Source organism: Burkholderia sp. AU4i, assembly GCF_000466765.1.
GTDB classification, from domain to species: Bacteria; Pseudomonadota; Gammaproteobacteria; order Burkholderiales; family Burkholderiaceae; genus Burkholderia; species Burkholderia cepacia.
This window is the reverse complement of record NZ_ASSI01000265.1, coordinates 1-12130: the sequence shown is the minus strand read 5'-3', so window position 1 is coordinate 12130 and position 12130 is coordinate 1. Positions and strand designations below refer to the sequence as shown.

Sequence of the window (12130 nt, the reverse complement as noted above, 5' to 3'; positions counted from 1 at the left end):
GGCGCTCGCGCCCGGCGCGCCGGCCGCCGATCTCGCGGTGCGCGCGGAACTCGCACCCGTGACCGCGCCGGCCGGCTCGGCGCCCGCAAAGGGGTTCGCGGTGACGGGCCCGGTGTCGATCGTCAACGCGAAGCCCGGCACGCTCGGCGATCACCTGTTGCCGGTGATCGACGCGCACGCGAACGTGCATCTCGACGCGCACGCGCAGCGGATCGACGCGCTTGCGCTGAAGCTGATCCGCGACGGCAGCGTGACGGGCAACGGCACGCTGACGGGCGGCAAGGGCCGCTTCGACCTGAAGGTCGCGAACCTCGACCTGAACGCCTTCGTCGCCGAGCTGCGGCCGATGCGCCTGGGCGGCCCGCTCGGCGTGACGCTCGCGGGCGACGTGACGACCGTCGACTTCAGCCTGAACGATCCGAAGCTCGCGCTCGGCGCACGCGCGAAGGTTGCGCTGACGCCGCAGCAGACCGTGCTGACCGACGCGCGCGTGACGGCGGGCAAGGGCCGCATCGACCTGACGGGCGTGTTCCGCCACGATGCGCATTCGAGCTACGACGCGAAGGCGACGCTGACGGCGTTCGATCCGCTGCTGCTCGCCGCGCAGAGCGCGCCGAAGGCCGGCGGCGGCAAGGCGCCCGCCAAGGCGGCCAAGGCGCCGCCCAGGCGCGGCGAGACGCGCGTGTCGGGCACGCTGACGGCGTCGGGCGCGTTCGCGCCGCAGGTGTCGACGAAGGCGACCTTCAAGCTCGGCGACAGCCTGTACGACGGCGTGCCGCTGACCGGCGCCGGCGTCGTTCAGCTCGCCGGCTCGCGGATCCTGCCGAGCAACGCGAACCTGTCGATCGCGGGCAATCATGTCGACCTGCGCGGCAGCTTCGGGGCGCCCGGCGACCGGCTGCGCTTCGTCGTCGACGCGCCGCAGCTCGACCGGCTCGGCTTCGGCGTGGAAGGGCTCGTGCAGGCGCAGGGCGACCTGACCGGCAGCTTCGCGCACCCGAACGTGACGGCCACCTACAAGGCCCAGCACGTCGTCGTCGGCTCGAACCGGATCGGTGCCGCGCAGGGCCGCGCGGACATCCGCGACGGCGCGCACGGCGCCCTCGTGTTCACGGCCGACGCGACCGACCTCGCGCTCGGTTCGCTGACGCTGAAATCGCTGCGCGCGAACCTCGACGGCACGCGCGCGAAGCACACGCTCGACGCGTCGGCGCTCGGGACGGCCGGCGGCCGCGTGATCGACATGACGCTCGCGGCGAACGGCGGCGTGGTCGAGAGCCGCGACGGGATGCGCTGGGACGGTACCGTGACGCGGCTCGCGAACCGCGGCACGCCGAGCGTCGCGCTGCAGGCGCCGCTGACCGTATCGGCCGGTGCCGGCCGCGTGACGCTCGGCGCGACGCGGCTCACGCTCGAGGGCGCGGCGATCGACCTGAAGTCGTTCGTGTTCGATCACGGCCAGATGCGCTCGGCGGGCTCCGTGAGCGGCGTGTCGGTCGCGCGTTTCCTCGAGGTCCGCCAGGAGCTGACGGGCCAGCGGCCGCCGGTGCGAACCGACGTCGTGCTCGACGCCGACTGGGATTTCTCGCTCGGCGCGAACTCGACCGGCCATGTGCAGGTGAAGCGGCGCGGCGGCGACGTGACGATCGAGAGCGGGCGCGGCATCGCGTCGCTGGGGCTGACCGACCTGTCCGCACGCGCGAACTTCACGCTTGGCAACCGGCTCAACGTGACGGCGCTCGCGAAGGCGAACCGGATCGGCACGCTCGATGCGAACGTCACCGTGCCGTTTGCGCTGCGCGACGGCATGTTCGGCGTGGTCGACGACGGCCCGCTGTCGGGCCGCATCGACGTCGACGTCCCGGCGCTGAAGACGACCGGCAACCTGTTCGGGCCGAGCTACCTGCTCGGCGGGCGCGCGGCGCTGAAGCTGACCGTCGCGGGCACGCCGGTGAAGCCGAACCTGTCGGGGACGCTGACGGGCGACGACCTGTCCGCGACGCTCGTCGACCAGGGCGTGCAGCTGAAGGACGGCATCGTGCGCATCAAGCTGTCGGAAAACCTCGTCGAATTCCAGCAGGTCGAGTTCCACGGCGGCGACGGCACGCTGCGCGCACTTGGCCGCGTGCGTCTCGACGGCGAGGCGCCCGACCTGACCGCGAGCATCGTCGCGGACAAGCTCGAGCTGTTCGCGGCACCGGACCGGAAGCTGTCGCTGTCGGGCAAGGCGACGGTCGCGAACGACGGGCCGCGCGGCGCGCTGTCGATCGACGGCAAGTTCGTCGTCGATCGCGCGCTGTTCGACCTGCCCGAGGAGTCCGCGCCGCACCTGTCGGACGACGTGGTGATCGTGCAACCCGACGGCACGGTGCGCGGCGAGACGCCGACCGGCACCGCCGTCGCCAAGCCGAAGCCGGCCGCGGACAAACCGGCGCCGTCGCTCGCGCCGCGCGCGAACATCGACATCGGCCTCGGCAACAACTTCCGCTTCAAGGGGCACGGCGCGGATCTCGGGCTGCGCGGCACGATCACCGTGATGAGCGCGCCGGGCGTGCCGCTGCGCGCGGTCGGCAACGTGCGCGTGACCGAAGGGTCGACGTACACGTCGTTCGGCCGCAAGCTCGCGATCGAGAACGGCTTCTTCACGTTCAACGGCCCCGTGTCGAACCCGGGCGTCAACATCCTCGCGATGCGGCGCAACCAGGAAGTCGAGGCCGGCGTGCAGGTCACGGGCACGATCCAGTCGCTGACGGTCAAGCTGGTGTCGGAACCGAACGTCACGGACAACGAAAAGCTGTCGTGGCTGCTGTTCGGGCACGGCACCGACCAGGGCAACAACGTCGGCCAGCAGGGCACGATGACGGCGGCGCTCGGGCTGCTCGGCAGCGTGACCGGCAAGCGCGTCGCGCAGACCTTCGGTCTCGACGAGGTCTCGGTCGGCCGCAGCGAAGTGGGCCTCACCGATCCGCAGGTCGTGCTGGTGTCGAAGGCGATCAACGAGCGGTTCGTGCTCGGCTTCGAGCAGGGGCTGCAATCGGCGAGCAACGCGTTCAAGGCGACGATCAACCTGACGCGCTTCTGGTCCGTGTCCGCGTACGGCGGCACGTTCCAGGGCGTCGACCTGAACTACACGCGGCGTTTCGACCGGTGGTTCGGCAGCGACGCGGCGCGGGCGCGGCGTGCCGAGCAGCCCTGAATGAAAAAAGCCCCGCACGAAACGAATCGTGCGGGGCTTTGTTTCGCGCCAGCGGCAGCGCGTTCGGCTTACTTCACGCGCATGCCGGGCTTCGCGCCGCTGTGCGGCTCGAGGATGTAGAGGCCCGGTTCCGCCTTCTCGTCGGTGGCCGACGCGGCGAGCACCATCCCTTCGGACAGACCGAACTTCATCTTGCGCGGCGCGAGGTTCGCGACCATCACGGTCAGCTTGCCCACGAGCTGCTCGGGCTGGTACGCGGACTTGATGCCCGAGAACACGTTGCGGGTCTTTTCCTCGCCGACGTCGAGCGTGAGCTGCAGCAGCTTGTCCGAACCCTCGACGGCCTGGCACGCGACGATCTTCGCGATGCGCAGGTCGATCTTCGCGAAATCGTCGATCGAGATGGGGGCATCGTCGGCGCCGTTCACGGCGGCCGGCTTCGCGTTCGCCTTGGCGTTCTTCGCCTCCTTGGCGGCGTTCGCGCTCGCGGCGGCCGCGCCGGTGGCCTCAGCCTGCAGCGAATCGCGGTTCGCGGCGAGCAGTGCCTCGATCTGCTTCGGGTCGACGCGCGTCATCAGGTGCTGGTACGCCTTGATCGGCTGTTCCGACGACAGCGGCTTCGCGGCATCGGCCCATGCGAGCGGCGCGATCCCGAAGAACGACTCGACGGCCTCGGCCACGCGTGGCAACACCGGCTTCAGCGCGAGCGACAGCAGGCGGAAGGACTCGAGGCTTACGCTGCAGGTTTCGTGCAGCGCGACCGCGTTGGCCGGATCCTTCGCGAGATCCCACGGTTTCGCGCCGTCGACGTACGCGTTCACTTCGTCCGCGAGCTCCATCGTGTGGCGCAGCGCGCGGCCGTACTCGCGTGCTTCGTAGTGCGCGGCGATCCCCGGAATCGCATCGCGCAGCTTCACGACGAGCGGATGGTTCATCGCGCTGTCCTGCACGCGGCCGTCGAAGCGCTTGATCAGGAAGCCTGCCGCGCGGCTCGCGATGTTCACGTACTTGCCGACGAGATCGCTGTTCACGCGCGCCTGGAAATCGTCGAGGTTCAGGTCGATGTCTTCCATCGTCGCGTTCAGCTTCGCGGCGAAGTAGTAGCGCAGCCATTCGGGGTTCAGGCCCGTGTCGATGTAGCTCTGCGCGGTGATGAACGTGCCGCGCGACTTCGACATCTTCGCGCCGTCGACCGTCAGGAAGCCGTGCGCGAACACGTTGGTCGGCGTGCGGTGGCCCGAGAACTCGAGCATCGCGGGCCAGAACAGCGTGTGGAAGTACAGGATGTCCTTGCCGATGAAGTGATACTGCTCGGTGGTCGAGCCCGGGCGGATCCACGCGTCGAAGTCGACGCCGTTGCGGTCGCACAGGTTCTTGAAGCTCGCGTAGTAGCCGACCGGCGCGTCGAGCCACACATAGAAATACTTGCCGGGTGCGCCCGGGATCTCGAAGCCGAAGTACGGCGCGTCACGCGAGATGTCCCAGTCGGCGAGCTTGGCCTCGCCGGCGTCGCCGAGCCATTCGCGCATCTTGTTGGTCGCTTCGGGCTGCGCGAGGCCGCTCACCCATTCGCGCAGGAACGTTTCGCAGCGCGGATCGGACAGGCGGAAGAAGTAGTGCTTCGACGTCTTGCGCACCGGCGTCGCGCCCGACACGACCGAATACGGGTTCAGCAGTTCGGTCGGCAGGTAGGTCGAGCCGCACACTTCGCAGTTGTCGCCGTACTGGTCCTTCGCGTGGCACTTCGGACACTCGCCCTTGATGAAGCGGTCGGGCAGGAACATTTCCTTGACGGGATCGTACGCCTGCTCGATCTCGCGCTCGGCGATGAAACCGGCTTCCTGCAGCGCGACGTAGATCTTCTCGCTCAGCACGCGGTTCTCGTCCGAATCGGTCGAGTAGAAATTGTCGAACGACACGCCGAAGCTGTCGAAGTCGCGCTTGTGCTCGGTCCACACGCGGTCGATCAGCTGCTTCGGGGTCAGGCCTTCCTTCTCCGCGCGCAGCATGATCGGCGTGCCGTGCGTGTCGTCGGCGCCGATGTAGTAGACCTCATGGCCATGCATTCGCAGCGTCCGCACCCAGATGTCGGTCTGGATGTACTCGACCAGATGGCCGATGTGGATCTGCCCGTTGGCATAGGGCAGTGCGGACGTAACGAGGATCTGGCGGCCACCTTGCGGCGCCGCAGCCTGCACGGAAGTGAGGTCGGATGCGGACATAGGGTCTGTAGAGGAACGGCGGAAAACGACGGGAAACTGCGATTCTAGCAGGGGTGCGCGCCAGCGACGCGGGCAGGGCGCCGCTGACCGGGCGCCGGAACGGGCGGGGCCGCGCAAGCGGCGTGCCCGATGGCGGTGTGCTGCGATGCAGCACGAATTCCGTGGGCAAAAAAAACCGGGGCGGATACGGCCCCGGAGCAACAACGACAAGAGGAGAATGGTGACGCGCCGGCAACACCAGCCGCGTACCGTAAATACTGACCGCGGCCTGCGACAGAAGTTCGAAAATTTTTTCGATTTGTTACCGGCTCCGCCGGAAGCCTTGTCCGGCGGGGCTGCGCGGGCGGCGGGCCCGCGCCTTCCCCTCGTCGTGCGCTTACTGCGCCTGTGCTGCGCGCAGGTAGATTTCGACGCGGCGGTTCTGTGCGCGGCCCGCTTCCGTCGCGTTGTCCGCGATCGGGTTCGACGGGCCCATGCCCTGTGCCGACAGGCGGCCGCCGGCGACGCCGCGCTGCACGAGCGCGTTCACGACGCTCTGCGCACGGTTCTGCGACAGCGTCTGGTTCAGCTGCTGCGAACCCGTGCTGTCCGTGTAGCCGACGATCGATGCCGTCACTTGCGGGTTCTGGTTCAGCGTCGTCGCCAGGTCGTTCAGCAGCGGCGTGAAGGCCGGCGTGATCGCGTACTGGTTCGTCGCGAACGTCACCGAGCTCGGCACGTTCAGCTTCAGCGAGCCGTCCGGCTGCTCGGTCACCTGCGTACCCGTCTTGGCTGCCGACGGCGCGAGCTTGTTCTTGATCGCCTGCCAGTTGTAACCCGTCACGCCGCCGACCAGTGCGCCGACGCCCGCGCCGATCGCCGCGCCCTTGCCGCCGCCCGCCAGCGCGCCGATGCCTGCGCCCAGCGCCGCACCCGTGCCGGTACCGACGGCCGTGTTGTTGCCTTGCTGCGTGGCGCAGCCTGCCAGCAGTGCGCCGGCCAATGCGAAGACGGACAGACGGGTCGCGATTTTCATGTTCATCTTGGATTCCTCTCTTGGTTGAACGAGTCGACAACGACGACAACAGTTACGGCTCCACGCGCGGGCCGCCCGAAAAAGGAGGGCAGGCCTGCGCCAGCGGCAGCCGCCGAGGTGGCCGCATGCCCTGTCCGTCAGCGTGGCTGTTCGGGCAGTGCGACGCGTCAGCCTCTACAATATAGGCGGTTGGCGGCCGATTTGGCCCCATAGCATGCCGCAGGCGAAGAGTGCGCCGGGTCGCGCGTTCGCGCAATGGCGTGCAACAGATTCTTTCACTTTTCCTGATTTTCGCAGCGTAATTTGATATTTTTTGACGTTTGCGCGCGAGAAAAACGTTTTCACGGAGTTTCGATGAGCATTGACCGGGCACAAGTCGACGCCGCTTTGGCGGCTGTCGTCGACCCCAATACCGGCCGTCCGTATGCGGCGAACAAGGGCGTGCGCAACGTCGCGATCGACGGCGACGTCGTGGCGCTCGACGTGGTGCTCGGTTATCCCGCGCGCAGCCAGCACGACGACGTGCGCGCACGCGTCACCGCGGCGCTCCAGGCCGTGCCCGGCGTGCGCGACGCGCGCGTCGCCGTGTCGCAGGAGATCGTCGCGCACACGGTGCAGCGTGGCGTGAAACTGCTGCCGAACGTGAAGAACATCGTGGCGGTCGCATCGGGCAAGGGCGGCGTCGGCAAGAGCACGACGGCCGTCAACCTCGCGCTCGCGCTCGCCGCCGAAGGCGCGTCGGTCGGCATCCTCGACGCCGACATCTACGGCCCGTCGCTGCCGACGATGCTCGGCATCCACGGCCAGCGCCCCGAGTCCCCCGACAACCAGTCGATGAACCCGCTCGTCGGCCACGGGCTGCAGGCGAACTCGATCGGTTTCCTGATCGAGGAAGACAACCCGATGGTGTGGCGCGGCCCGATGGCGACCTCCGCGCTCGAGCAGTTGCTGCGCCAGACCAACTGGCGCGAGCTCGACTACCTGATCGTCGACATGCCGCCCGGCACGGGCGACATCCAGCTCACGCTCGCGCAGCGCGTGCCCGTCACGGGCGCGGTGATCGTCACGACGCCGCAGGACATCGCGCTGCTCGACGCGAAGAAGGGGCTGAAGATGTTCGAGAAGGTCGGGATTCCGATCCTCGGCATCGTCGAGAACATGAGCATCCACATCTGTTCGAACTGCGGGCACGAAGAACACATCTTCGGCGCCGGCGGGGCCGAGCGGATGGCGAAGGATTACGACGTGAACGTGCTCGGCAGCCTGCCGCTCGACATCGCGATCCGCGAGCGGGCCGACAGCGGCACGCCGACGGTCGCGGCCGATCCCGAAGGCGCGCTGGCCCGTCGTTACCGCGACATCGCGCGCGGCGTCGCGCTGGCGATTGCCGAGCGTTCGCGCGACATGACGTCGAAGTTCCCGTCGATCGTTGTTCAAAATACGTAAAACCCTTGCGGGGCGGGGCCTCACGCTGTTTACGGCGCCGCGAGGCGCGGTATCATGGCGACTTTTCCCGGGTCCCTTTACCCGCCCGGCGCGGCCGTCGTGTCAAACGGCCGCCAGCCGGCATGAGGATCGAATGAAACAACGACATCACGGCGTGCGCGCCGGCCGCGTGCGGTACGCGCTGCTGGCCGCCGCCGCGCTGGGCCTGCTGGCCGGCTGCACCTCCTTTTCCTCGTCGCACGAAAAACGGGCCGACGCACAACTGCAGCCGACGGTCGGCTCGCAGACGCGCGGCGCGGTGACGTTCGTCGAGCGTCCGGACGGCGTTCAGGTCACGTACAACCTGGCCGGCCTTCCGCCCAACAGCGATCACGCGCTACAGGTGCACGAACGCGGCGACTGCAACGCGGGCGACGGCTCGAGCGCCGGCCAGGTGTTCGCGCCGGCCGCCGACCGGTTGCGCGCGGGCGCCCGCGTCGCCGGCGATCTCGGCAACATCCATGCGGACGCGAACGGCGTCGCGGCTGGCTTCATCGTCGCGCCCGATCTGGCCCTCGATGGCGTGCGCTCGGCGATGAACCGCGCGGCGCTGGTGCACCGCGACTCGAGCGATCCCGCGTTTCCGCAGCATGGCGCGGGGCCCGCGCTCGCCTGCGGCGTGATCCGTTGACGGCCGCCGCGTGCGCCGGCCGATGATCGCGTAAAATGTGCGCCTTTCCCGGCCGCCGCTTCGCGGGTATGGCCCTCACCGACTGTCACGCAGCGTTTCCAGGCGCCCTGTTATGAGCATCAAGTCCGACAAATGGATTCGGCGCATGGCCGAAGAGCACAAGATGATCGAGCCGTTCGTGCCCGATCAGGTCCGCGCGTCCGAGGACGGCCGCCGGATCGTCAGCTACGGCACGTCGAGCTACGGCTACGACATCCGCTGCGCGGACGAATTCAAGATCTTCACGAACATCAACTCGACGATCGTCGATCCGAAGAACTTCGACGAGGGGTCGTTTGTCGATTTCAAGGGCGACGTGTGCATCATCCCGCCGAACTCGTTCGCGCTGGCCCGCACCGTCGAATATTTCCGCATCCCGCGCACCGTGCTCACCGTCTGCCTCGGCAAGTCGACCTATGCGCGCTGCGGGATCATCGTCAACGTGACGCCGTTCGAACCCGAGTGGGAAGGCTACGTCACGCTGGAATTCTCGAACACCACGCCGTTGCCCGCGAAGATCTACGCGAACGAAGGCGTCGCGCAGGTGCTCTTCTTCGAAAGCGACGAAGTGTGCGACGTGTCGTACGCGGATCGCGGCGGCAAGTATCAGGGGCAGCGCGGTGTCACGCTGCCGAAAACCTGATCTGGTTGCATAACGTCTCACCAGTTTCCGGGTGACCGCTGCGCGTGACGCGCCGCGGTCGTTCTTTTTGGAGAATCGCCCATGAAGTTTCGTTTCCCCGTCGTCATCATCGACGAAGATTTCCGCTCCGAGAACATCTCGGGCTCCGGCATCCGGGCGTTGGCCGAAGCGATCGAGAAGGAGGGCGTCGAAGTCCTCGGCCTCACGAGCTACGGCGATCTGACGTCGTTCGCGCAGCAGTCGAGCCGCGCGTCGTGCTTCATCCTGTCGATCGACGACGACGAACTCATGCTCGGCGAAACCGGCCCGGACGGCGAGCTGCCCGAACTCGCGACCGCGATCATCGAGCTGCGCGCGTTCGTCACCGAAGTGCGCCGCCGCAACGCGGACATCCCGATCTTCCTGTACGGCGAGACGCGCACGTCGCGCCACCTGCCGAACGACATCCTGCGCGAGCTGCACGGCTTCATCCACATGTTCGAGGACACGCCGGAGTTCGTCGCGCGCCACATCATCCGTGAAGCGAAGGTCTATCTCGACTCGCTCGCGCCGCCGTTCTTCAAGGAACTGGTGAAGTACGCGGACGAAGGCTCGTACTCGTGGCACTGCCCGGGCCACTCGGGCGGCGTCGCGTTCCTGAAGAACCCGCTCGGCCAGATGTTCCACCAGTTCTTCGGCGAGAACATGCTGCGCGCCGACGTCTGCAACGCGGTGGACGAACTCGGCCAGCTGCTCGACCACACGGGCCCGGTCGCGGCGTCCGAGCGCAATGCGGCGCGCATCTTCAGCGCCGATCACCTGTTCTTCGTGACGAACGGCACGTCGACGTCGAACAAGATCGTCTGGCACGCGACGGTCGCGCCCGGCGACATCGTGCTGGTCGACCGCAACTGCCACAAGTCGATCCTGCACGCGATCACGATGACGGGCGCGATTCCGGTGTTCCTGACGCCGACGCGCAACCACTTCGGCATCATCGGGCCGATCCCGCGCGACGAGTTCAAGCCGGAGAACATCCGCAAGAAGATCGAGGCGAACCCGTTCGCGCGCGAGGCGATGCGCCAGAACCCGGACATGAAGCCGCGCATCCTGACGATCACGCAGAGCACGTACGACGGCGTCGTCTACAACGTCGAGATGATCAAGGACCTGCTGGGCGACCTGCTCGACACGCTGCACTTCGACGAAGCGTGGCTGCCGCACGCGACGTTCCACGATTTCTACCGCGACATGCACGCGATCGGCGACGGCCGTCCGCGCACGGGCGCGCTCGTGTTCGCGACGCACTCGACGCACAAGCTGCTCGCGGGCATCTCGCAGGCGTCGCAGATCGTCGTGCAGGATTCGGAGAACCGCACGTTCGACAAGCACCGCTTCAACGAGGCGTACCTGATGCACACGTCGACGAGCCCGCAGTACGCGATCATCGCGTCGTGCGACGTCGCGGCGGCGATGATGGAGCCGCCGGGCGGCACCGCGCTCGTCGAGGAATCGATCGCCGAGGCGATCGACTTCCGCCGCGCGATGCGCAAGGTCGACGCCGAATACGGCGACGACTGGTTCTTCAGCGTGTGGGGCCCGGACGAACTGTCGGCAGAAGGCATCGGCTCGCGCGACGACTGGATGCTGAAGCCGAACGACCACTGGCACGGCTTCGGCCCGCTGGCGGAAGGCTTCAACATGCTCGACCCGATCAAGGCGACGATCATCACGCCGGGGCTCGACGTCGACGGCGAGTTCGGCGAGACGGGCATCCCCGCCGCGATCGTCACGAAGTACCTGGCCGAGCACGGGATCATCGTCGAGAAGACCGGCCTGTACTCGTTCTTCATCATGTTCACGATCGGCATCACGAAGGGCCGCTGGAACTCGATGGTGACCGAGCTGCAGCAGTTCAAGGACGACTACGACAACAACCAGCCGCTGTGGCGCGTGCTGCCGGAATTCGTCGCGCAGCATCCGCGCTACGAGCGCGTCGGCCTGCGCGACCTGTGCACGCAGATCCACGACGTGTACCGCGCGAACGACATCGCCCGCCTGACGACCGAGATGTACCTGTCGGACATGGAGCCGGCGATGAAGCCGTCGGACGCGTTCGCGAAGCTTGCGCACCGCAAGATCGACCGCGTGCCGCTCGACGAGCTCGAAGGCCGCGTGACGAGCATCCTGCTCACGCCGTACCCGCCGGGCATTCCGCTGCTGATTCCGGGCGAGCGCTTCAACAAGACGATCGTGAACTACCTGCGGTTCGCGCGCGACTTCAACGAACGTTTCCCGGGTTTCCACACCGACATCCACGGCCTCGTCGCGGAAGAGGTGAACGGCCGCGTCGAGTACTTCGTCGACTGCGTGCGCGACTGATGGCGACGCACGGACGAATCCAGGCGATGCGTGCGGCGGTGGCCGCGCTCGTCGTCTGGGCGGCAGGCGTGTCGGGGCTGGCGGGCATGGGTGTCGCGCACGCCGAAGTCGCGGCGGCCGACCCGATCGACGTCGCGATGCGGCAATGCCTCGCGCGGCGCGACCGGTCTTCGCCGGCCGGCCAGATCCAGTGCATGGGCGAAGCGCAGCAGCAGTGGCAGGCCGTGATGGACGGCGCATACCAGCGCCTGTTGAAGGATGCGCCGGCCGACGCGAAGCGCGGCTGGCAGGACAGCCAGCGCCGCTGGCTCACGTGGCGCAAGGATGAAGTGCATCTGCTGAAGGCCGTGTACGACACCACGCGCGGCACCTCGTACGCGATGTCGAGTGCCGACCTGCAGCTGCAGCCGGTGCGCGATCGCGCGCTGGCGCTGCGCGGCGCGGCCGATCGTTATGCCCCGCCGCCCGCCGCCGTGCCGGTGGCGGCCACGAGCGGCGCGCAGGGCGGCACGAGCGCGACCCAGGGCGGGGCCCGGCC

The 12130-nt window shown here is 67.9% G+C and carries 8 protein-coding genes; 6 read left to right on the top strand and 2 right to left on the bottom strand.

Going from position 1 to position 12130, the window contains the following annotated elements; all coding sequences use genetic code 11:
- A partial coding sequence (locus L810_RS39895; protein WP_042978172.1) for a translocation/assembly module TamB domain-containing protein occupies positions 1-3196 on the top strand: 3196 nt, incomplete at its 5' end.
- A 68-nt stretch (positions 3197-3264) separates the two neighbouring features.
- Here L810_RS39895 and metG read toward each other — a convergent pair.
- Both metG and L810_RS39885 read right to left on the bottom strand, forming a co-directional pair.
- Positions 3265-5418: a methionine--tRNA ligase gene (metG, locus tag L810_RS39890; RefSeq protein ID WP_021163797.1), complete on the bottom strand. Its 2154-nt coding sequence runs from the start codon at positions 5416-5418 to the stop codon at positions 3265-3267.
- Between the two features lie 376 nt (positions 5419-5794).
- Positions 5795-6439: an OmpA family protein gene (locus L810_RS39885; RefSeq protein ID WP_021163796.1), complete on the bottom strand. Its 645-nt coding sequence runs from the start codon at positions 6437-6439 to the stop codon at positions 5795-5797.
- A gap of 348 nt (positions 6440-6787) precedes the next feature.
- Between L810_RS39885 and apbC the strand changes: the two genes are divergently transcribed.
- The 5 genes from apbC to L810_RS39860 all read left to right on the top strand — a co-directional run.
- Positions 6788-7879 (top strand): iron-sulfur cluster carrier protein ApbC, encoded by a 1092-nt coding sequence (gene apbC / locus L810_RS39880; protein WP_021163794.1) that lies wholly within the window; start codon positions 6788-6790, stop codon positions 7877-7879.
- A 133-nt stretch (positions 7880-8012) separates the two neighbouring features.
- Positions 8013-8549, top strand: a complete 537-nt coding sequence (gene sodC / locus L810_RS39875; RefSeq protein WP_021163793.1) for a superoxide dismutase [Cu-Zn] — start codon at positions 8013-8015, stop codon at positions 8547-8549.
- A 112-nt stretch (positions 8550-8661) separates the two neighbouring features.
- Complete coding sequence (dcd, locus tag L810_RS39870) at positions 8662-9231, top strand: dCTP deaminase (protein ID WP_006398615.1); 570 nt, start codon at positions 8662-8664, stop codon at positions 9229-9231.
- A gap of 81 nt (positions 9232-9312) precedes the next feature.
- Complete coding sequence (locus tag L810_RS39865; protein ID WP_021163792.1) at positions 9313-11592, top strand: arginine/lysine/ornithine decarboxylase; 2280 nt, start codon at positions 9313-9315, stop codon at positions 11590-11592.
- Positions 11592-12130 (top strand): lysozyme inhibitor LprI family protein (locus L810_RS39860; protein ID WP_042978171.1); only part of this gene is annotated, 539 nt, incomplete at its 3' end. The genes L810_RS39865 and L810_RS39860, both read left to right, overlap by 1 nt.